This is a genomic window from Mesoflavibacter sp. CH_XMU1422-2, assembly GCF_037029245.1.
Taxonomy (GTDB): Bacteria; Bacteroidota; Bacteroidia; order Flavobacteriales; family Flavobacteriaceae; genus Mesoflavibacter; species Mesoflavibacter zeaxanthinifaciens.
The window spans coordinates 236,467-258,470 of the sequence record NZ_JAYMEE010000062.1; the positions used below are offsets into that span (position 1 = coordinate 236,467).

The 22,004-nt window shown below is 30.9% G+C and carries 17 protein-coding genes; 10 read left to right on the forward strand and 7 right to left on the reverse strand.

Annotated elements, in window-relative coordinates; all coding sequences use genetic code 11:
* The first annotated feature begins 47 nt into the window (after positions 1–47).
* Both WA340_RS10415 and WA340_RS10420 read left to right on the forward strand, forming a co-directional pair.
* The gene (locus WA340_RS10415; RefSeq protein WP_336128958.1) at positions 48–1,067 is read left to right on the forward strand and encodes a threonine aldolase family protein; all 1,020 of its coding nucleotides are present in this window, start codon (positions 48–50) and stop codon (positions 1,065–1,067) included.
* A gap of 186 nt (positions 1,068–1,253) precedes the next feature.
* A complete protein-coding gene (locus tag WA340_RS10420) occupies positions 1,254–2,933 on the forward strand; it encodes an OmpA family protein (protein WP_336128960.1) in 1,680 nt (559 codons plus the stop codon).
* Positions 2,934–2,991: 58 nt separating this feature from the next.
* Here WA340_RS10420 and WA340_RS10425 read toward each other — a convergent pair whose 3' ends face one another.
* The gene (locus WA340_RS10425; RefSeq protein ID WP_106677936.1) at positions 2,992–3,315 is read right to left on the reverse strand and encodes a YbaB/EbfC family nucleoid-associated protein; all 324 of its coding nucleotides are present in this window, start codon (positions 3,313–3,315) and stop codon (positions 2,992–2,994) included.
* Between the two features lie 136 nt (positions 3,316–3,451).
* Here WA340_RS10425 and WA340_RS10430 point away from each other — a divergent pair, with 136 nt between their 5' ends.
* The 3 genes from WA340_RS10430 (at position 3,452) to WA340_RS10440 (ending at position 8,065) form a co-directional block, all read left to right on the forward strand.
* On the forward strand, positions 3,452–5,521 hold the full coding sequence (locus WA340_RS10430) for a S9 family peptidase (protein ID WP_336128963.1): 2,070 nt from the start codon (positions 3,452–3,454) through the stop codon (positions 5,519–5,521).
* 73 nt (positions 5,522–5,594) lie between these two features.
* Entirely contained in the window at positions 5,595–6,635 is a 1,041-nt protein-coding gene (locus WA340_RS10435) for a PLP-dependent cysteine synthase family protein (RefSeq protein WP_336128965.1), read from the forward strand.
* Between the two features lie 170 nt (positions 6,636–6,805).
* A complete protein-coding gene (locus WA340_RS10440) occupies positions 6,806–8,065 on the forward strand; it encodes an aminotransferase class I/II-fold pyridoxal phosphate-dependent enzyme (RefSeq protein WP_336128967.1) in 1,260 nt (419 codons plus the stop codon).
* Positions 8,066–8,124: 59 nt separating this feature from the next.
* Here the strand turns inward: WA340_RS10440 and WA340_RS10445 are convergent, their stop codons facing one another.
* Positions 8,125–9,243, reverse strand: coding sequence for a GTP cyclohydrolase (locus WA340_RS10445; protein ID WP_336128969.1), 1,119 nt, complete (start codon positions 9,241–9,243; stop codon positions 8,125–8,127).
* Between the two features lie 16 nt (positions 9,244–9,259).
* Positions 9,260–10,309, reverse strand: a complete 1,050-nt coding sequence (locus WA340_RS10450; RefSeq protein WP_336128971.1) for a transporter — start codon at positions 10,307–10,309, stop codon at positions 9,260–9,262.
* Between the two features lie 111 nt (positions 10,310–10,420).
* On the opposite strand from WA340_RS10450, the gene WA340_RS10455 reads away from it, so the two are divergent.
* The 4 genes from WA340_RS10455 to WA340_RS10470 are packed head-to-tail and all read left to right on the forward strand — an operon-like array spanning position 10,421 to position 15,889.
* Complete coding sequence (locus tag WA340_RS10455) at positions 10,421–10,672, forward strand: DUF4834 family protein (RefSeq protein ID WP_304141731.1); 252 nt, start codon at positions 10,421–10,423, stop codon at positions 10,670–10,672.
* A 30-nt stretch (positions 10,673–10,702) separates the two neighbouring features.
* Positions 10,703–13,117, forward strand: a complete 2,415-nt coding sequence (locus WA340_RS10460) for a YfhO family protein (protein ID WP_336128974.1) — start codon at positions 10,703–10,705, stop codon at positions 13,115–13,117.
* A 1-nt stretch (position 13,118) separates the two neighbouring features.
* The gene (locus WA340_RS10465; RefSeq protein WP_336128976.1) at positions 13,119–14,402 is read left to right on the forward strand and encodes a glycosyltransferase family 4 protein; all 1,284 of its coding nucleotides are present in this window, start codon (positions 13,119–13,121) and stop codon (positions 14,400–14,402) included.
* A gap of 32 nt (positions 14,403–14,434) precedes the next feature.
* The gene (locus WA340_RS10470; protein WP_336128978.1) at positions 14,435–15,889 is read left to right on the forward strand and encodes a lipopolysaccharide biosynthesis protein; all 1,455 of its coding nucleotides are present in this window, start codon (positions 14,435–14,437) and stop codon (positions 15,887–15,889) included.
* A 66-nt stretch (positions 15,890–15,955) separates the two neighbouring features.
* On the opposite strand, the gene WA340_RS10475 is transcribed toward WA340_RS10470, so the two are convergent.
* The 3 genes from WA340_RS10475 to WA340_RS10485 all read right to left on the reverse strand — a co-directional run bounded on the left by WA340_RS10475 (position 15,956) and on the right by WA340_RS10485 (position 18,068).
* Positions 15,956–17,089 (reverse strand): hypothetical protein, encoded by a 1,134-nt coding sequence (locus tag WA340_RS10475; protein ID WP_336128979.1) that lies wholly within the window; start codon positions 17,087–17,089, stop codon positions 15,956–15,958.
* A gap of 140 nt (positions 17,090–17,229) precedes the next feature.
* Positions 17,230–17,904 carry a hypothetical protein gene (locus WA340_RS10480; protein ID WP_336128980.1) on the reverse strand — a complete coding sequence of 225 codons (675 nt, stop codon included), beginning with the start codon at positions 17,902–17,904 and terminating at the stop codon, positions 17,230–17,232.
* A gap of 23 nt (positions 17,905–17,927) precedes the next feature.
* A complete protein-coding gene (locus WA340_RS10485; protein WP_336128981.1) occupies positions 17,928–18,068 on the reverse strand; it encodes a hypothetical protein in 141 nt (46 codons plus the stop codon).
* Between the two features lie 43 nt (positions 18,069–18,111).
* On the opposite strand from WA340_RS10485, the gene WA340_RS10490 reads away from it, so the two are divergent.
* Positions 18,112–19,131, forward strand: a complete 1,020-nt coding sequence (locus WA340_RS10490) for a DUF3667 domain-containing protein (RefSeq protein ID WP_336128983.1) — start codon at positions 18,112–18,114, stop codon at positions 19,129–19,131.
* Here WA340_RS10490 and uvrA read toward each other — a convergent pair.
* Positions 19,128–21,911, reverse strand: coding sequence for an excinuclease ABC subunit UvrA (gene uvrA / locus WA340_RS10495; protein ID WP_336128984.1), 2,784 nt, complete (start codon positions 21,909–21,911; stop codon positions 19,128–19,130). The genes WA340_RS10490 and uvrA overlap by 4 nt on opposite strands.
* Positions 21,912–22,004 lie beyond the last annotated feature (93 nt).

Here is a 22,004-nt window from a genome sequence, read left to right on the forward strand (position 1 = left end):
ATTTATTAAAACAATATTTATAGTTTTATCTCTAAAAAAATATACTAATGATTATAGATTTAAGAAGTGATACGGTAACTAAACCAACACCAAAAATGCTTGAGGCAATGATGCAGGCTAAAGTTGGTGATGATGTGTATAATGAAGATGAAACTGTTAACGCTTTAGAAGAAAAAATAGCTAATCTTTTTGGAAAAGAAAAAGCATTGTTTTTTCCTAGTGGGACTATGGCTAATCAAACTGCTATTAAATTACACACCAATCCTGGTGACCAAGTAATTTGCGATAAATATGCTCATATTTTTAATTATGAAGGTGGTGGAGCATCTTTTAATAGTGGTGTTTCTTGTAAATTAATAGATGGTAATCGAGGAATGTTTACTGCAAAACAGGTTGAAGAAGCAATAAATCCACCAGATTTTTATCATAGCCCGTTAACCAGATTAGTCGAAATTGAAAATACCACAAACAAAGGTGGCGGCGCATGTTGGGATTTTGACGAAATATTAAAAATAAAATCACTTTGTAAAACACATAACTTAGGATTTCATTTAGATGGTGCAAGATTATGGAATGCTTTAGTAGCAAAAGAAGAAACTACAGAACAATACGGTAAAGCTTTTGATACCATATCTGTTTGCTTAAGTAAAGGTTTAGGTTGTCCTGTTGGATCCGTTTTAGTAGGTGATAAAGCAATTATGGAAAACGCAATACGAATTAGAAAGATATTAGGTGGAGGCATGCGACAAGTAGGTTTTCTTGCTGCTGCAGGTTTGTATGCTTTAGATAATAATATTGAAAGATTATCTGAAGACCATAAAAAAGCAAAGTATATAGCAGAATTATTACAACAATCTAATTACATTAAAAATGTAGAGTCAGTAGAAACAAACATCGTTATTTTTGAATTGTATGAAGAAACAAGCGAAAAGTTTTTGAAATCGCTTTCTGACAATAAAATTCTTATCACCAATATGGGAAATAACAAACTAAGAATGGTAACGCATTTGGAAATTACTGATAATGAAGTTGATATGTTAGAAAATGTAATTAAGTCATTTTTTTAAAAATAAATTTAATATAATTTAGAAGTTGTTTATGTCGTTTTTTTATGCATTTTATCGATTTTTTAGTTTTTCTTAACAGTTAATGTTAAAATAAGTTTGAATAGTGCTTTTTTTGTCTGAAATTAGTTGTAAGATGCTAATTTACAGTCTTTTATTAATCTATTTATAAACTTAAATTAACAAAAAATGAAAAAAGTATTACTAACGATTTTGTCTTTTGTAGCCTGTACAGCAGTATTTGCACAAGACTTACCAACAAATCCTGAACCAGGAAAATGTTACGTTCGTTGTGTTACTCCAGATGTATGGGTAAACCAAGATGTAACAGTACAAGTGGCACCAGCTTATAAAAAGCTATCTGTTGTGCCAGCTAGTTACAACACGGTAACAGAAGAAGTTATTGTGCAAAAAGCAGGAACAGAATTATCAGTAGTTCCAGCAAAGTACGAAACTCAAAATTTTGATGTAGTAGTACAAGAGGCAAGTCAAAAATTAGAAATCATACCATCATCAGTTTCTTACGAAGAGGAAACAGTTGTTGTACAAGAAGCTAGCCAAAGATTAGAAGTAGTTCCTGCTGTTTACGAAACTCGTACTTTTGAAGTAGTAACTCAACCAGCAACGCAACGTTTAGAGGTTATTCCTGCTAAATACGAAACAAGAGAAGAAACAGTAGTTGTTCAATCTGCAAGTCAAAAATTAGAAGTAATTCCTGCTGTTTGGGGAACACAAACTATTACATATAAGAAAAGAGAATTTGGTAACACTTTAAAAGTTGTACCAGCTAAATTTACTTCTAGTTACCAAGTTATAGAGGTTAAACCTGCAACTGCAAAGTGGGAAATGAGCGATACACCAGCTGCAGAGTGTCAATCAAGTGACCCTAACGATTGTAGATATTGGTGTTATAAAAGTGTACCAGCACAAAACATTACAATCAATACTACTGAATTAGCTTCAGATGCTTCTGTAATAACTACTCCAGGATGTGATAATTCTAATGGAGGAGCAGATGATTGTGGTATGGCTACTTATACTCAAAAAGTTATAGAAACTCCTGCAACAACAAGAGTTATTGATATTCCTGCTGTTACAAAAACAGTTAAGAAAACAGTAATGGTTACTCCTCCAACGACAAGAGTTATCGAAGTGCCTGCAGTAACTAAAACTATGGAGCGTGTTGTAATGGTAACTCCTCCTACAACAAGAGTTATTGATATTCCTGCTGTTACAAAAACAGTTAAGAAAAAAATCATTACTCCAGAAACAACTCGTGTAGTAGCTATTCCAGAAGTTACTCAAACAATGAAGCGTGTGGTTATGTCTACACCTCCAACTACAAGAACTATTGATATAGCAGAGAAACGTTCTACAATCAAGAAAACTGTTTTAGCTTCAGATGCTAGAGTAGAAGAGTCTGTTGTACCTGCTGTTAATAAAACAGTTACAAAAGAAGTTTTACAAACTAAAGGAGGTTTAACAACTTGGAAAGAAGTTGACTGTAAGTTAGTAGAGTATAATGACCTTAACATAAACTGGAATTTAGGTTCTGCAACTTTAACACCTGCAGCAAAAGCAGAAATAGATGCTAAATTATTACCAGTATTAGCAGATGGTGTATCTGTAGAGATTGCTTCTCATACAGACTCTAGAGGATCTAAAGAATCTAACAGATTATTATCAGAGAGAAGAGCACAAGCTGTAACTAATTATTTAATTTCTAAAGGAATTAATTCTTCAAGAATTACTTCTAACGGTTATGGTGAGTCAAGATTAACTAACAGATGTTCTGATGGTGTATCTTGTACAGAAAGAGAACACTTAGCAAACAGACGTACTCAGTTTAGAGTTATCAACTCTAAATAAGAGTAGAACGACATAATAAAAAAGGAAGCCATTTGGCTTCCTTTTTTTATTTACACTATTATTTAAACATATCCATACCAGGTATATTTGGCATACCATCTTTAGCAACAGCTGCTACTTCTGTTTCATGTACTTCTGTAGCTTTTGTAATAGCTTTATTTAAAGTTAAAATTAAATAGTCTTCTAATTGCTCTTTGTCTTTTAGTAAAGCATCATCAATATTTATTGATTTTATTTCTCTATTGGCAGTTAAAGTAACTTGCAATAAGTTGTCATTACTTTTTTCATCAACTAAAACAGTATTTAAACGCTTTTTAGTTTCTTCAACTTTTTTTTGGGTTTCTTTAAGCTTACCCATCATTCCCATTAGGTCTCCAAACATCTTTATTAGTTTTTAAATTATAACTGCAAATTTATTAATTTCAATAGATAAATTTCAACTCAATTATTCATTAAATGATTTAGCTGTTTTGTTATTTAACTTTACATTTGCTTTTTCCTAAAAAAATGAACTTAAAATGACAGATTTTAATTCTGAATTAATAGCTCCAAAAGCAAAAAAAATAAAAAAAGAGCTTACCATACATAATGATGTAAGAGTAGATAATTATTATTGGTTAAACCAAAGAGAAGATAAAAATGTTTTAGACTATTTACATGCCGAAAATGACTATACAGATGCTGTTTTAAAGTCTACAGAAGATTTTCAGAAATCTCTTTTTGAAGAGATGAAATCTCGTATAAAAGAAGATGACCAAAGTGTACCTTATAAATTTAACGGATACTGGTATATCACCAAATTTGAGCTAGGAAAAGATTACCCAATTTACACCAGAAAAAAAGAAACCTTAGACGCTGAAGAAGAAATTTTGTTTGATTGTAACCAAATGGCTAAAGGCTATTCTTACTTTAAATTAGGTGGTTTTTCTGTAAGTGAGGATAATACGTTAGTATCATTTTCAATAGATACTGTTAGTCGTAGACAATATACCATAAAAATTAAAAATTTAATTACTGGAGAGATTTTAGATGATACTATAGAAAATACGACGGGAAGTTCTACTTGGGCTAGTGATAATAAAACTATTTTCTATGCTAAAAAAGATGAAGTTACTTTAAGATCGGATAAAATTTTCAGTCATAAAATAGGAGAAAAGGTTGCAGATGATAGATTGGTTTTTGTTGAAGAAGATGATACGTTTCATACTTATATATATAAATCAAAATCAAGAAAATACTTAATTATTGGTAGTTCTAGTACACAGACTTCAGAATATAGAATTTTATCGGCTAATAATCCTGAAGGCGACTTTAAAGTATTTCAAACTAGAGAGCGAGATTTAGAGTATTCTATAGCACACTATAACGATAGTTTTTACATTATCACCAATAAAGATGGAGCGACTAATTTTAAGGTTCAAAAAACGCCAGAAACAGCTACAACAAAAGAAAATTGGACAGATGTACTATCGCACAGAGAAGACGTTTTAGTAGAAGATATTGAGATTTTTAAAAATTATCTGGTCGTTAACGAGCGTAAAAACGGATTAAACCTTTTACGTATAATGAGTTGGGATAATAAAGAAGACTATTATCTTGATTTTGAAAGTGAAACTTATACAGCAAGTATAGGTAACAACCCAGATTTTAATAGTAATGTGTTAAGGTATTCTTTTAATGCATTGACACAGCCAAGCTCTGTAATCGATTATAATTTCAAGTCAAAAACTAAAGAAATTAAAAAGGAACAAGAAGTTTTAGATAAAAATTTTGATAAAGATAATTACACTTCTGAAAGAGTTTGGGCAAGAGCTAGAGACGGTAAAAAAATACCAATGTCTGTTGTTTATAAAAAAGGTATCAAATTAGATGGTACAAACCCTTTACTTCAATATGCTTACGGAAGTTACGGCTCTACTATAGATCCTTATTTCTCTACGATTAGATTAAGTTTGTTAGACAGAGGTTTTATATATGTAATTTCACATATTAGAGGTAGTGAATATTTAGGAAGACCGTGGTACGAAGACGGAAAACTTCTTAAAAAAATGAACACTTTTACAGATTTTATAGACTGTTCTAAATATTTAATAGAGCAAAATTATACATCTTCAGAGCATTTATATGCTATGGGAGGAAGTGCTGGTGGATTATTAATGGGAGCAGTCATCAATTTAAATCCAGAATTATATAAAGGTGTTATTGCAGCAGTACCATTTGTAGATGTCGTAACTACGATGTTAGACGATAGTATTCCATTAACAACAGGAGAATATGACGAATGGGGTAACCCAAACAATAAAGATTACTATCATTACATGAAATCCTACTCACCATATGATAATGTAGAAGCAAAACAATATCCTAATTTGTTAGTTACTACAGGATTACATGACTCTCAAGTACAATATTGGGAACCAGCAAAATGGGTAGCAAAATTACGAGAGTTAAAAACAGATAATAATTTATTATTATTAAAAACAGATATGGATGCAGGTCATGGCGGTGCTTCTGGAAGGTTTGAAGCATTAAAAGAAGTTGCATTAGAGTATGCCTTTTTATTCTATTTAGAAGGAATTACTGATTAATCAAAAAAAATGCTTATTTTTGTCAGGTTTTAGTAATTAAAACTGAAAAATAAGTAGCTTTTAAACAGCATTTATGGAACAAAGTAAACAAGTTTTTAATAGCGCATTAGACCTAATCGGTAATACACCGCTAATAAAACTAAACAAAATGACGTCTGAGTTTAAAGGAAACTACCACGCTAAGGTAGAGGCTTTTAACCCAGGACACTCCTCAAAAGATCGTATAGCTTTATACATTATTGAACAAGCAGAAAAGCAAGGTATAATTAAACCAGGTGATACTATTATCGAAACTACTTCTGGTAACACAGGATTTAGTTTAGCAATGGTAAGTGTTATTAAAGGTTACGATTGTATTTTAGCTGTAAGCTCTAAGTCTTCAGCAGACAAAATAGACATGCTTAAAACTATGGGTGCAAAAGTTTATGTTTGCCCAGCAAACGTAAGTGCAGATGACCCAAGAAGCTATTATGAGGTAGCAAAACGCTTACATAGTGAGATTAAAGGATCGGTTTACATTAACCAATATTTTAATCAATTAAATTTAGATGCGCATTATCATTCAACAGGTCCAGAAATTTGGAACCAAACTGAAGGTCAAATCACGCATTTAGTAGCTTGTAGTGGTACAGGAGGAACAATTTCTGGTACTGCAAAGTATTTAAAAGAACAAAATCCAAATATCAAAGTTATAGGTGTTGATGCATACGGTTCGGTATTAAAAAAATATCATGAAACGCGTGAGTTTGATAAAGATGAAATCTATCCTTATCGTATTGAAGGGTTAGGTAAAAACTTAATACCAACAGCAACAGATTTTGATGTAATCGATCAGTTTGTAAAAGTAACAGACGAAGAAAGTGCACACACAGCAAGAGAGATTGCAACAACAGAAGGATTATTTGTAGGTTACACATCTGGAGCAGCAATGCAAGCTATAAAACAATTAAACGAAGAGGATTACTTTAAGCCAACAGATAAGGTTGTTGTAATTTTTCCAGATCATGGATCAAGATACATGAGCAAAGTTTATAGTGACAAATGGATGAGTGATCAAGGCTTTTTTGATAGTCAAAATGAAGAAGCAGCTCAAAGCATTCAATACGTTAAATAACGCATAAAATCATAAAATAAAAGTTAGCCTTAATGAGATTTCATTTTGGTTAACTTTTTTGTTAATAATAGTTGGAAGATTAATTATGCAAGAATTATAAAAATGCCTAATTTTGTCCAATCTAACTAAATACTAATAGCTTAAGCCATAGGCTTAATAATCATTTAAAGATGAAAGACTTATTTGAGAAAATATACAAAGACAAAGGACCGTTAGGAAAATGGGCGTCGCAAGCAGAAGGTTACTTTGTATTCCCTAAATTAGAAGGGCAAATTTCAAATCGTATGAAATTTCAAGGAAAAGAAGTTATTACTTGGAGTATCAACGATTACTTAGGTTTGGCTAATCACCCAGAAGTAAGAAAAGTAGATGCAGAAGCTGCTGCAAAATACGGTTCTGCTTACCCTATGGGAGCACGTATGATGTCTGGTCACACAGATTTACACGAAAAACTACAAAATGAGTTAGCAGAATTTGTTAATAAAGAAGCAGCTTACTTATTAAACTTTGGTTACCAAGGAATGGTATCTACAGTAGATGCTTTAGTATCTAAAGACGATATTATTGTTTACGATGTAGATGCACATGCATGTATCATTGACGGTGTAAGATTACACCACGGTAAGCGTTTTACATACAAGCACAATGATATTGAAAGTTTAGAAAAAAACTTAGAGCGTGCTACAAAAATGGCAGAACAAACAGGTGGAGGAATTTTAGTAATTTCTGAAGGTGTTTTTGGAATGCGTGGTGAGCAAGGACGTTTAAAAGAGATTGTAGCGTTAAAAGAAAAATTCAACTTTAGATTATTTGTAGATGATGCTCATGGATTTGGTACTTTAGGAGCTACAGGAGCAGGAGCAGGAGAAGAGCAAGGTGTACAAGATGGTATTGATGTGTACTTTGCAACCTTTGCAAAATCTATGGCTAGTACAGGAGCATTTATTGCTGCTGATCAAGAGATTATAGATTATTTAAAATATAATCTACGTTCTCAAATGTTTGCAAAGTCTCTACAAATGCAATTAGTAGAAGGAGCTTTAAAGCGTTTAGATATGTTACGCACAATGCCTGAGTTAAAACAAAACTTATGGAAAATTGTAGACGCTTTACAATCTGGGTTAAAAGAGCGTGGTTTTGATATTGGTACTACACAAAGTTGTGTAACTCCTGTTTATCTTAACGGAAGTATTCCAGAAGCTATGGCGTTAGTTAAAGATTTAAGAGAAAATTATGGTATTTTCTGTTCTATAGTTGTTTATCCAGTAATACCAAAAGGATTAATCTTATTACGTATGATTCCTACTGCGACTCATACTTTAGAAGATGTAAATGAAACATTAGATGCTTTTGATGCAATTAGAGAACGTCTTGTAAATGGAACTTACAAGCGTATGTCTGCAGCATTAATAAAAGCAATGGGCGAATAATTTTCCCTTACATACAAAACAAAAAATCCGATTTAAATATTTAAATCGGATTTTTTTATCTATAATGTTTTTCGGTAAGTACTTCGTTTTTTTATAATTTTTGGATCAAAGTTTTTCCAGATTTTATGTATAGCTTCATTGTTTTCTAATTCTGGCGTGCGGTAACAATCTTCTATACCCTTTTCTTTAAAAATAGGGTAGTATTCGTTAAAAATAATACCGTGTACACCTTTGTTTTGATAATCAGGATGTACACCAATTAAATAAAAGTTTACGCTCTTACTTTCTTTTTTAGCTTTTAAAAGTTTTAAAAATCCAAAAGGAAATAATTTACCATTCATTTCTTTTAATGCTTCAGTAAACCTAGGCATAACAATAGCAAAAGCTACTAGATTATTTTCTTGATCTACAACAAATTTGATGTATTCTGGATTAATAAAATTGATGTATTTTTTCTTAAAATATTCTTTTTGAATATCAGTAATTTCAACAAAAGAAGATAGTTTAGAATAAGACAGATTAAACAAGTCAAACATCTTATCTGCGTAAGGCATTATCTCTTTAGTCTTAGTAAAATTAAGTGGTTTTAATTTATAACGTCTTTTAACTAAATCTTGAATTTTAGCAAAAGATTCAGGATTTACATTACTAAATTTAAAGGTGCTTTCTATATAAGTTTTTTCAATATTAAAGCCTAATGTTTCATAATGCTTTTGGTAATAAGGATAGTTATACCAAGTAATCATATCGTTAGGATAATCAAATCCTTCAGTTAAAACACCAACTTTATCTAAGTTAGAGAAACCTACAGGACCTTCAACAAACTCTAAATTATTGTTCTTTCCTATCTTGATTACTTCTTCTATTAATGCTTTACTAACCTCTAAGTCATCAATAAAATCAAACCAGCCAAAGCGCATTTTTTTATCGCCTTGTTTGTTTACTTCTAACCAATTAATAATCGCAGCTACACGACCAACTATTTTACCATCTTTGTAAGCTAATAATAATGTTGCATCTGCATCATTAAACACAGGGTTTTTTTCAGTGTTAAAAACCTCTAGTTCTTGACTTATTATTGGCGGAATCCAATACTTACACTCGTTATAGATTTTAAAAGGAAATTTTACAAAAGCTTTATAATCTGCTTTAGATTTTACTTCTTTAATAGTTATCATAGATTATAAAATAGGATTATTCGTCGTCAAAATTGATGACTTGTGTTTCTTTCTTGCGTTTTCCATCGTTAGCATTATTGTCATCACCTTTTTTCTTTTTCTTATTTCTGTTTCTGTTAGCTTTTCTTTCGTATTCATCCATTACATTGGTACCATTGTCTACTTGAGGATCTTTATGAAAATCAAGCCTGTAAGATGCACCAAAGTTTAAACTAAATACAGAAGGTGTATCTTTAGTATTAAATGTAAGTGCTGTATCTAACTGAAAATCTTTTCCGAAAAGGTAAGCTCCACCAAATCTAAATAAATTATCTGCATAATAATCTCCGCTAATACCTTGAGTTTCTCCGAATAGAACAAATTTTTCGTTTAGAGCTTTTGTTAGTGTTAAAATGTATTGAAAGCTAGAAAAATCTGTGCCTAACCTTTCCATAGAAAAGTTAGTAACAAATACCCAACCGCTACTAAAGTTATTTTGCGTAGCAACCATAGCTTTAAAATTAACGCCACCTTCATAAGCAGGACTTGTAAATGGGTTAGAATAAGGAACGTAAATATTGTCTTTTGCATCCAAATTAACGCCACCGTAAATAGCTACTGCAGGAATTAAACTACTCCATTTAAATTTTCTATTAGCATGATAACTATATAAATTAGGTTTTTCTTCGTCTTTATTTTTATAAGGATCATAGACTAAATACTTAGCTCCTAAAGCAAAGTTTCTAAAGTTAGATCGGTTTGTTTCATTTGAAGAAAGTGAAGATCTATTATCTGTAAAAGTATCGTTTTGATAAGTTCCTTCAAGGTTAATTTCTAACTCTTCCCAAAGTAAACCGTAGCGTAACGCAAAGTCAATTCCAAAACCTTTAGCTTCATTCTTTAAAGGTGTATGTTTTTCGTTTACAGTATAAGGTCCAGTTTCAATCTGACCAACATTTACACCAACAGCAAAAGCGCTTTTAGACTCGCCAGGTCTATTAGAGTTTATTACTTCTGTATACTGAGAAAATGCTGAAATACTGAAGAAAAATAATATGTATTTACAATAGAATTTTGGGTTAAGCATAGCTATTTGTTTAAAGTCAAATATAGAGATTTTATATTTTTTTTAGCTATTAAATAACGAAATTAAAATTAGAGAATTGTATTTTTGTAATTATAGAATAAAATTTGAATTATGGGTTTATTAAGAACCATTTTAATAATATTATTAATCTACTACGGATTTAAAATCTTATCAAGAATTTTTGCGCCTGTCTTATTTAAATACGCTGCCAAAAAAGCTGAAGAACGTTTTGGTGGTGCATTTAATCAACAACGTCAAGAACCAATTAATAAAGAAGGTGAAGTGACTATAGACAAAATGCCAGAAAATAAATCTTCAAATAAAAATGTAGGTGAATATGTAGATTACGAAGAAATTGACTAATTTTCAACCTCATTGAATTTATAATTATTTATGCCGTTTTCTTTTAAAAAGTTGTTGCCACACATTATTGTGTTGGTAAGTTTTATTGTTTGTGCCTTATTGTATTTTAATCCTGTTTTGCAAGGAAAAACTATTTTCCAAAGTGATATTGTCCATTACCAAGGTATGGCAAAACAGCAAAAAGATTTTAAAGCTGAAACTGGAGAAGAAACTTATTGGACAAATAGTGCATTTGGCGGTATGCCAACCTATCAATTAGGTGCAAAATACCCAAATAATTATATCAAAAAATTAGATTTATCATTACGCTTTTTACCTAGACCAGCAGATTATTTATTTCTTTACTTTTTAGGGTTTTATATTCTGCTTTTAGTGCTAAAAGTAGACTGGAAATTGGCTGGATTAGGCGCGTTAGCATTTGGTTTTTCAACTTATCTCATCATTATACTTGGCGTTGGTCATAATAGTAAAGCACATGCTATTGCTTATATGCCTTTAGTGTTAAGCGGTATTATCCTCACCTTCAGAAAAAAATATATCGCTGGTTTTTTACTAACAGCTGTTGCAATGGGATTAGAGTTGGTTGCAAATCACTATCAAATGACCTATTATTTACTATTGCTAGTCATAGTTTTAGGTATAGTGTATTTAATAGACGCTTATAAAAAACAAGAATTACCGCATTATTTTAAGTCTATTGGTATTTTAGTTGTTGCTGTAATTTTGTCTATAGGTCTTAATGCTACAAATATTTTAGCCACAAAAGAATATGTTAATGAAAGTACACGCGGAAAATCTGAATTAACCATTAATCCAGACGGTACAAATCGAGAAAATACAAACGGTTTAAGTAAAGAGTACATCACAGAATATAGTTACGGTATAATTGAAAGTTTTAATCTATTTATTCCAAGATTTTATGGTGGCGGAAGCGGTGAAGATGTCGGCGAAAACTCTGCAATGTACAAGTTTTTTACAGATAGAGGCGTATCACTTGCAGAAGCTAAAGAATACGCAAAAAGCACACCAACGTATTGGGGCGATCAAACCATTGTAGAAGCACCAGCCTATGTTGGAGCAGTTGTGATTTTTCTATTTGTTTTAGGATTGTTTTTAGTAAAAGGTCGTATAAAATGGTGGCTTGTTGGAGGCTCAGTTTTATCACTTCTTTTATCCTACGGAAAGAACCTAGAATTTCTAACCGATTTCTTTATAAACGTCGTACCGTTATACAATAAATTTAGAGCAGTAAGTTCAATTCAAGTTATTTTAGAATTGTGTATTCCTATTTTGGCAATAATTGCAATAAAAAAATTATTTGATAATACTTCTAATGAAGAAAAGCTAAACGCACTAAAGAAAACAACAATGATAACTGCAGGATTTGCAATACTAATTTTGTTAGGAAAACTATTTGGAGTATTTGATTTTGTTGGTGGTAACGACGGGTATTATCGTCAAAATTACGGTCAAGAATTTGTAGATGCTTTACGCGAAGACAGAGCAAGCTTCTTAACAATGGATACGTTTAGAACGTTAATTTTCGTGTTACTTTCCGCAGGAATTATTTATTTATTCTTAAAGAAGAAATTCAACGAAACTAAAGTTATTCTTGCGTTTGCTGTTCTTATTGTAGTAGACTTAGTAAGTGTTGATAGACGTTATGTTAACAATGACGATTTTGTTTCTAAAATTAAAATGGAACGTCCATATCAAGCCAATATAGCCGACTTACAAATCCTAAAAGACGATTCTAATTATAGAGTGTATGATTTAACTTCTGGTGGCGCAAAAGCAAGTTATTTCCACAACGCTTTAGGTGGTTATCACGCTGCAAAACCGAAGCGTTATCAAGATTTATACGAATTTTACCTATCAAAAAATAACATTAATGTTCTTAATATGCTTAATGCTAAGTATATTATTGGACAAGGTGAAAACGGAGAGCCTTTCCCATATCTAAATAATGACGCTAACGGAAATGCATGGTTTGTAAAACAACTTAAAAACGTTGAAAATGCAGATCAAGAAATTAAAATATTAGATAGTTTAGATAATAAAAATGTAGCTGTTTTTAGTATAACAGATCTTAAAGCAAAAACTTTCAAAGTAGATTCTACAGCATCTATAAAAGTTGAAACTTATAAACCTAACTACATTAAATACAGTTCAAATAATTCAAATGATGGTTTTGCAGTATTTTCAGAAATGTATTATGCCAATGGTTGGAATGCTTATATCGATGGAAACTTAAAGCCACATTACAAAGTCAATTATGCGCTAAGAGGTTTACAAATACCAAAAGGTAATCATACTATTGAGTTTAAATTTGAGCCAAAAGTAGTTAAAACTGGTAGTCAGATTGCTTTAACAAGTTCGGTAATATTATTCCTTTTAATAATAGGAGGATTATTTTATCTGTTTAAAACTAACAAACCAGAATAATATGCCTAAACGTGTTCTTATAGTGACTTACTATTGGCCACCAGCTGGTGGACCAGGTGTACAACGTTGGTTAAAATTTGTAAAATACTTACCAGAACACGATATAGAACCTATAGTTTATTGTCCTTCTAATGCTAATTACCCAATAATTGATGAGTCTTTGAAGGGTGAAATCCCTGAAAGTGCAATCATTTTAAAACAGCCCATAAAAGAGCCATATAAATTTGCTAATTTGTTTTCTAAACAAACCAAAACCATTAGTAAAGGGATTATAAAAGAAAAAAACAAGCAAAGCATACCAGAACGTTTGTTGTTATTTATTAGAGGTAACTTTTTTATTCCAGACGCCAGAAAACAATGGGTAAAACCATCAACTAATTTTTTAACAACTTATATTCAAGATTTTAATATAGATACTGTAATTACAACTGGTCCGCCACATAGTTTACATTTAATTGGTTTAAAAATTAAACAAAAATTAGATGTTAATTGGATTGCAGATTTTAGAGATCCTTGGACAAGTATAGGTTACCATAAGCAGCTTAAATTAACCAATTATGCAAAAAAGCAACACAAGCAATTAGAAAGAAAAGTGCTTAATCAAGCAGATCAGATTGTGGTAACAAGTCCAAGTACAAAAACTGAATTTGAAACTATTACAGATAAGCCAATTAGCGTGATAACAAACGGTTACGATAAAGAAAAAGTAATAGTTAACGATTTAGATGAAAAATTTACCATATCTCACATTGGTTCTTTATTATCTAAAAGAAATCCTGAGATTTTATGGCAAGCACTTTCTGAATTTGTTAACGAAGATGAAAATTTCGCAAAACATTTTCAGTTAAATTTAGTAGGTGAAGTAGGAGAGAACGTGTTAAACTCTTTAAAAGATTACGGTTTAACTAGCTATGTAAATAAAGTTGGGTATGTTTCACATAGTGAAGCTGTTAAGTTTCAAAAAAAATCACAAATATTATTGCTTATTGAAATAAATTCTGAAGACACAAAAGCTATTATTCCTGGTAAATTATTTGAATATATGGTATCTAACAGACCAATATTAGCAGTCGGACCTAAAGGTGCGGATATTGAAACAATTATCAAGCAAACAAATACAGGACAGTTTTTTGATTACTCAGAATTTTCAGCTTTAAAAACAGCTATAAAACAACTTTTTGAAGATTATCAAAATAATTCTTTAAAGGTTAATGCTATTGGTTTGCAACGTTTTTCGCGACAAGCGTTAACAAAACAATTAGTAGATTTGATTAATAATCTATAAATTTCAACCACAAAATTTAATTTGTAAACTTAATGGGTATAGTCGTTAATCAATCCATAAAAAACACGGTAATTACTTACCTTGGTTTTGGTATTGGTGCTATTAATGTAGTGTTTTTATACACTAAATTTTTATCCGACGACTATTTTGGGTTAATTACTTTTATACTCTCTACAGCCAATATTTTAATGCCTTTAATGGCTTTTGGTACACATAATACGATAATTAAATTCTTTTCGTCTTTTAAGACTAGACAATCTCAAAATGGGTTTTTAACCTTAATGTTATTTTTACCTTTAATTGTCATTATTCCGTTAGGTTTTATAGGTGTTTTTGCATATGATATCATTGGAAATTGGCTAGCAAAAGAAAACCCAATCATCAAAGATTACAGTTGGTTAATTTACGTTTGCGCTATTGCTTTTGCTTACTTTGAGGTGTTTTATGCGTGGAGTAAAGTACATTTACATAGTGTGTTTGGTAATTTTATGAAAGAGGTTTTTCATAGACTTTGTATTTCTATTTTGTTGTTAGCACTTCATTTTGGATATTTAAATGTACAGCAGCTTATTTACGGTATAGTTATCGTTTATATTGTAAGAATGGTTGTGATGAAACTTTATGCATTCAATTTAAAATTACCAGTATTTAAATTTGTTAAAATTCCTAAATTATCAAGTGTTTTAAAATACTCTTCATTAATAATTATTGCAGGATCTATTGCAAATATCATTCTTGAAATTGATAAGTTTATGATTGGTCAGTTTGAAGCCTTAAATAATGTAGCTTATTATGGCGTAGCTATTTATATTGCTACGGTTATTGGTGTGCCATCACGATCTATGCACCAGATTACAAACCCATTAACAGCACAGTTTTTAAATGAAAAAAACAAAGTTGAACTTAAAAAACTATACCAAAAAAGCTCGTTAAATTTATTCATAATTAGCGGATTTATCTTTTTAGTAATTATAGTCAATATCAATCAGTTATACACAATGATTCCTGATAATTACTCAGAAGGTTTTTTAGTAGTTCTAGTTATTGGTTTAGCTAAGCTATTTGATAACCTTTTAGGAAATAATAACGCCATTCTTTTTAATAGTGATTATTATAGAATGGTACTAGTCTTTGGAGTGATGTTGGCTATTTTAACCATAATTTTAAATCTAGTTTTTATTCCCGTTTACGGTATTAATGGTGCAGCTTACGCAAGTTGTATAACCATTTTTGTGTACAATACTGTAAAGTTGTTATTTGTTTATAGTAAATTTAAAATTCAACCGTTTACTAGGGAAACATTAAACTCTGCGTTACTAATTTTAGTTTGTGCTTTTGGTTTATTCTCTTGGGAATTTCCTTTTCATTCAATAATTAACATCGGTTTAAAATCATTACTTCTTGTATTAATTTATGGATTAAGCGTTTATAAGCTTAATTTATCTTCAGAAATTACAGGAATTTTAAATTCATTTTTAAAGAAATAAAAAAGCCCTATAACTTGAGGTTTTATAAACCATTGTTATAGGACTTATAGTAAGTGTTATAAATTATTATCCTCTTCTTCCTGATCTTGAAGACGATCTAGATGTACTTCTTGATTTAGAACTTGATTTACTTGAAGATGCTTTTGATCTTGAGTTAGATCTACTTGTAGTTGCTTTAGTAGATGTTTTTGGTCTACTAGTGTTAGCTCTAGTTTGTGTTCTAGTTCTAGGCTTAGAAGTAACAGTGTTATTTCTAACTGCTCTTGGTTTAGAAGCATTACTATTACTGCGTGTTCTAGGTTTTGTAATATTATTTGAATTACCTCTAGTTTTTGGAGCGCTAATAGAGTTATTTCCTCGTGTTCTAGGTTGCGTAGCAGAACTATTCCCTCTAGTTCTTGGTCTAGAAGCTACAGCGTTTCCTCTGGTTCTAGGAGAAGAAGTAATTGCATTACTACGTGTTCTAGGCACATTATTTCTTGAAATATTTCTTACAGCTCTACCATTACCACGAGTAGCTAAACTTCTGTTTCTTGATATTGTATTACCACGTCTTGTTGCTACAGCAGTTGTACGTCTGTAATTGTTTACAAAAGGTCTTGAATATGCATATCTAACAGGTCTATAATGTCTTCTATATGGAGTAGTATAAACAACTCTGTATAATGGAGCAGGTACTACATAATATGAATGCCAAGGTCTATATACATAAACTCTATTGTAAATATTTATAAATCCTGTACAGTGAGAAAAGCGGTTGTAACGATTATAATGAACATAAAGTCCGCCAACTCTAGTAACAAAACCGCGATTATTATAGTTAATCCTAACGTTACCAATTTGATTTACACGTCCATAATAATCATAAAATATTGGTGTGTTTTCAACTTGTATAATAGCACCATACTCATCATATTGTACATATGGGTTATAATCATAACCAGTATTAAAACTAATAGAAGCATTAGGTGTGTTTACCGAAACATTTACGTTAGGACCGTAATTTGGTATATAAAAATCAAATTGCCCATCTGCAAAAACCGAAAACTCAATTCCTTCTTCTGTAAAAATGAAAGAATTGCCATAACCTCGGTTATAAGATTCGTTTATAGTTAAACTTTCGGCGTTTTTTGTTGTGTCTGCATTAACAGCAAAAATACTTAAAGTAAATGCTGATAATAAAAGGAATAATTTCTTCATAACTAATTGTTTTATGATTGAACATTTAAATATTTACAAGCATCATGCCAAAAACCAAAACTACTGTAATTGTTATTAGGTTGTAAAATGAAAAAACCTCGTAAATAAAGACTTACGAGGTTTTTTTGTTTTGATTGAAATTATTTTTTCAATTTAGGCTTTTGGGTTTTTACACCATTTTTGTAGTAGTAAAAATCGTCATTATTATAATTGTAATCATGATTATTATCTATTGGTGACCCGTATGGATTTCCGTAGTTATTATCTAACACAAAAGACGTATTGTATCTATTTACATGACCAATTGTTCTAATTAACCTTCCGTGTCTGTTATAAATTAAACGCATTGCGCCAATGCGACTTACCAAGCCTTGTCTATTATAACTTACATAAACAGACCCCAATCGTTTAACCTGTCCTTGTCTATTATAATTTAAAAACACATAGCCAACACGTCTTACTTTACCAGATCTATCGTGTAAAACAATGGTACCGTTGTTTGTTGGTCCATAGTAGGTATTGTAAGTGCCTGGTGCTCCATAAGTACGATTTATACTGCTACGTCTTGTGTTTACATTTACATTGCTACGTCTGTAATAATTATCACCTTGTGTATAATCTAATTGAGTGTTAAAATCAAAGCTTCCGTCAGGAAAGATTAAAAATTCTACACCACGTTCTACAAACATAATAGGTTGTACAAAACGGTTTGGGTTAACAACTAAATCTTCACCTTGCGATGCAGACTTATTTTCTGCTGTTACAGTGGTTAATCCCATTAACACACCTGTAATTAATAGTACTAGTTTTTTCATAGTATTAAGGATTTAGATTTTGCCTACTGTTTAGCGTTTCGGCAATCGCTATTTGATAAATTAGTTTCAATAGCTGTGCCAAACTTGAAACACGTTGGTTTTACTGGTGTTTTGATACGATATTGGATTTCTACTATTTCAATTTTAAAAAAGAAATTAGGCATCTTTTAAAGTTTATTTTTACATTTACCTAAAGAATCAACCAACATGTCACTTCAATATAAAGTTTGTGAAAACTGTGAAACAGAATTTAAAGATAGCTTTAAATTTAGCCCGTCTTGTGGCATGAAAAATAGAGAAGAGTTAACAGTTAGAAGTCTTTTTTATAATACTATTAATAACTATTTACTATGGGATTCTAAATTTTTAAAGAGCTTTTTGCCTTTAATGACAAAACCTGGGTTTTTACCAAAAAAGTTTCTACAAGGTAAACGTTTAACATATTTGCATCCTGCACAGTTTTATTTATTTGTTTCGGTAGTTTTTTTCTTCATCTTCTCATTTTATATTAGAGAAACTAGAACAAAATTAGATAAAGCTATACAGGAAGAATTAGCAGTAAAAAAGGAAAAAGAATATCGTGAAGCTTTTGAAAGAGTAGCAGATTCTATAAAGTTAGATTCTTTAGTAAATGAAAAAATTGATACAAAAAACCAAAATACTAACGCTAGTTTTTTAGGAACTTCTTTTACTTATGATGAAAAAGAAATAGATTCTTTAATTGATGCAGGAGCAGACAAAAAAATTATCTTAAAAAAAATGGGAATGCCTGAAGATGCAGGTTATTTAAAACGAAAGTTTTTTGAGCAAATGTTTAAATTTCAGAAAGATAAAGGTGTCGGGTCTATTTATCAAACCATTACAGACAGTTTTCCTATAGCTATGTTTTTTTTACTACCAATTTTTGCGTTGCTTTTAAAGGTTTTCTATTTTAATAAAGGAAGATACGCCTTCCATTTGGTATTTAGCTTTTATTTTTTCTCTTTTATATTTGCGGTAATGGCTATAGATTTAGGCATAAACTGGTTTTATGATATGCCCGATTGGTTAGACTTTTTATTGGTTTTATCTACTTATTTCTACTTTTTTATAGCAGTCAAAAAGTTTTACGATCAAGGCTGGTTTTTAAGTTTTATAAAAAGCGGAGCTATAACTACAATTTTTATGGGCATGATTATTCCTTTTGCTTCAATATTAATTGCAGTGTTAGCCTTTATGATTTATTAGATCTTATCTTTTAAGTATTTAGCAGTTGCACTTTCTTTAACTTTTGCAACTTCTTCAGGTGTACCAAATGCTACTAATTGTCCACCATTTTCACCACCTTCAGGACCAAGGTCTACAATGTGATCTGCACATTTAATCAAATCTAAATTATGCTCGACAACAATAATAGAGTGTCCTTTTTCAATTAAAGCATAAAACGATTTTAGTAATTTTTGAATGTCATGAAAATGCAAACCTGTTGTAGGCTCATCAAAAATAAATAAGGCTTTGTCTTTAGTATTTCCTTTACCTAAAAATGTAGCTAGTTTTATACGCTGTGCCTCACCACCAGAAAGGGTAGAACTACTTTGACCTAGTGTTACATAACCTAAACCAACATCTTGTAAAGGCTGAAGTTTGTTTTTGATTTTATTTTGTTTGTGTTTTTCGAAGAAAGAAATAGCGTCGTCAATGGTCATATTTAACACATCATCAATGCTTTTATTTTCAAAAGTAACTTCTAAAACTTCTTTTTTAAAACGTTTACCGTTACAGGTTTCGCAAACTAAATGGACATCTGCCATAAATTGCATTTCTATTGTAACTTCGCCTTCACCTTTACAAGTTTCGCAACGTCCACCATCTACATTAAAACTAAAATGTTTAGCAGCAAAATTTCTTATTTTACTTAGTTTTTGTTTGGCAAACAAAGCCCTAATATCGTCATAAGCTTTGATGTAAGTTACCGGATTAGAACGTGATGAACGACCAATTGGGTTTTGGTCAATAAACTCAATATGTTTGATGTTGCTGAAATTTCCTTTTAATTCTGAAAATTGACCAGCTTTATCACTAAATCCAGTTAGTTTTTTTTGAATGGCAGGAAATAAAATTTTTTTAACCAATGTACTTTTTCCGCTTCCTGAAACACCTGTAATAACGGTTAACATTTCTAAAGGAAAAGTAACATCAATATTTTTTAAATTATTTTCTCTTGCACCAACAATTTCTACGTTATACTTACTTGTGCGACGTTTTTTAGGGACTTCAATTTTTAAAGTTTCGTTTAAATATTGAGCAGTTAGTGACTTTGATTTTAAGATGTCTTTAAACGTTCCTGTTGCGACAACTTCACCACCAAAAGTACCAGCTTCGGGACCAATATCTATGATAGTGTCGGCTTGTTTCATGATATCTTCATCATGCTCTACAACAATTACTGTATTACCTAAATCGCGTAACGATTTTAATACCGATATTAGTTTTTCTGAATCTTTTGGATGTAAGCCAATACTAGGCTCGTCTAATATATACATAGAACCAACTAAGCTACTTCCTAGTGATGTTGCTAAATTAATACGCTGACTTTCTCCTCCTGAAAGTGTGTTAGATCGTCTGTTTAAGGTTAAATAATCTAAACCAACGTTGCTTAAAAAGTTTAAACGATTTTTTATTTCTATAAGTAAACGTTCGGCAATTTTAGTGTCATAATCATTCAATTCTAATTGGTTGAAAAAATTAGACAATTTATTTAATGGCATTTCTACTAAATCTGTAATTGTAGCGTTTCCTACTTTTACATAACTAGCTTCTTTACGAAGACGTTTACCGCCGCAAACGTTACATTTTGTTTTTCCGCGATAGCGCGATAACATCACACGATTTTGAATTTTATAAGCTTTGCTTTCTAGTTCTTCAAAAAAGCTATTTAAACCTTCAAAATACTGATTACCTTCCCAAATTAAATTTTTATGTTCTTGACTTAATTGAAAATAGGGTTTGTGTATAGGAAAATCGAATTTATGCGAATTGTTTACCAATTGATCACGGTACCAACTCATACTTTCTCCTCGCCAAGGGAAAATAGCCTCTTCATAAACCGAAAGCGCAGTATTTGGAATTACTAAATCCTCATCAATACCAATAACATCACCGTAACCTTCACATTTTGGACATGCACCGTAAGGGTTATTAAAGCTGAATAGATGCACATTTGGCTCTAAAAACTGCATGTTATCTAATTCAAATTTATTACTAAAATGTCTTATGGAATTATCTTTTAAGGTTTCAATGTAACAATTCCCTTTACCTTCAAAAAAAGCAGTTTGAATGGCATCTGCTAATCGGTTATAAAAATCTTCATCGTCTTTTGTTACAATTCTATCAACAACTAAAAACACATCTTCTGTAGATGTTAAATCTTTTGCTTGATCAATTCTTACAACTTCATCTTTTACTTTAATTCTAGAATACCCTTGTGCATTTAAGGCGCTAAGTTTATCCTGAAGTGCTCTACCTTCTTCTAAATAAATAGGAGCTAGAAGTAAAAGTTTTTCTTTTAAATCAATAGTTTTTATAAATTCTAAAACATCTGTAACAGTGTCTTTTTTGACTTCGTTACCAGAAATAGGAGAGTAGGTACGACCAATACGCGCAAAAAGTAGTTTTAAATAGTCGTAAATCTCGGTTGTAGTTCCGACAGTAGAGCGTGGATTAGTAGAATTAACTTTTTGCTCAATAGCAATTGCAGGCGCAATACCTTTAATATAGTCTACTTTAGGTTTGTTAAGTCTACCTAAAAATTGTCGTGCATAACTACTAAGACTTTCTACATAACGACGTTGTCCTTCTGCATACAACGTATCAAATGCTAAACTAGATTTACCAGAACCTGATAGACCTGTTATAACAACTAATTTACGTCTAGGTATAACAACATCTATATTCTTAAGGTTATGTAATTTAGCACCTTTAATTATGATGTTCTCTTTAGGGTTTACTGCAGAAAGCGTAGTCTTCATAGTCAATTTTCGTATAGATTTGCAAAGATAACACAACAATTTCAGCTTAAAAAATAGATTATTGTGCATTAAAATGTTAAAACTTGAAATTAT

Bases quoted from the DNA above. Each gene is read 5' to 3' on its own strand.
- WA340_RS10425 (WP_106677936.1), bottom strand. From the start codon at position 3,315: ATGTTTGGAGACCTAATGGGAATGATGGGTAAGCTTAAAGAAACCCAA.
- WA340_RS10455 (WP_304141731.1), top strand. From the start codon at position 10,421: ATGGGTTTATTAAGAACCATTTTAATAATATTATTAATCTACTACGGA.
- WA340_RS10450 (WP_336128971.1), bottom strand. From the start codon at position 10,309: ATGCTTAACCCAAAATTCTATTGTAAATACATATTATTTTTCTTCAGT.
- WA340_RS10465 (WP_336128976.1), top strand. From the start codon at position 13,119: ATGCCTAAACGTGTTCTTATAGTGACTTACTATTGGCCACCAGCTGGT.
- WA340_RS10480 (WP_336128980.1), bottom strand. From the start codon at position 17,904: ATGAAAAAACTAGTACTATTAATTACAGGTGTGTTAATGGGATTAACC.
- WA340_RS10415 (WP_336128958.1), top strand. From the start codon at position 48: ATGATTATAGATTTAAGAAGTGATACGGTAACTAAACCAACACCAAAA.
- uvrA (WP_336128984.1), bottom strand. From the start codon at position 21,911: ATGAAGACTACGCTTTCTGCAGTAAACCCTAAAGAGAACATCATAATT.
- WA340_RS10440 (WP_336128967.1), top strand. From the start codon at position 6,806: ATGAAAGACTTATTTGAGAAAATATACAAAGACAAAGGACCGTTAGGA.
- WA340_RS10420 (WP_336128960.1), top strand. From the start codon at position 1,254: ATGAAAAAAGTATTACTAACGATTTTGTCTTTTGTAGCCTGTACAGCA.
- WA340_RS10470 (WP_336128978.1), top strand. From the start codon at position 14,435: ATGGGTATAGTCGTTAATCAATCCATAAAAAACACGGTAATTACTTAC.
- WA340_RS10485 (WP_336128981.1), bottom strand. From the start codon at position 18,068: ATGCCTAATTTCTTTTTTAAAATTGAAATAGTAGAAATCCAATATCGT.
- WA340_RS10460 (WP_336128974.1), top strand. From the start codon at position 10,703: ATGCCGTTTTCTTTTAAAAAGTTGTTGCCACACATTATTGTGTTGGTA.
- WA340_RS10435 (WP_336128965.1), top strand. From the start codon at position 5,595: ATGGAACAAAGTAAACAAGTTTTTAATAGCGCATTAGACCTAATCGGT.
- WA340_RS10430 (WP_336128963.1), top strand. From the start codon at position 3,452: ATGACAGATTTTAATTCTGAATTAATAGCTCCAAAAGCAAAAAAAATA.
- WA340_RS10490 (WP_336128983.1), top strand. From the start codon at position 18,112: ATGTCACTTCAATATAAAGTTTGTGAAAACTGTGAAACAGAATTTAAA.
- WA340_RS10475 (WP_336128979.1), bottom strand. From the start codon at position 17,089: ATGAAGAAATTATTCCTTTTATTATCAGCATTTACTTTAAGTATTTTT.
- WA340_RS10445 (WP_336128969.1), bottom strand. From the start codon at position 9,243: ATGATAACTATTAAAGAAGTAAAATCTAAAGCAGATTATAAAGCTTTT.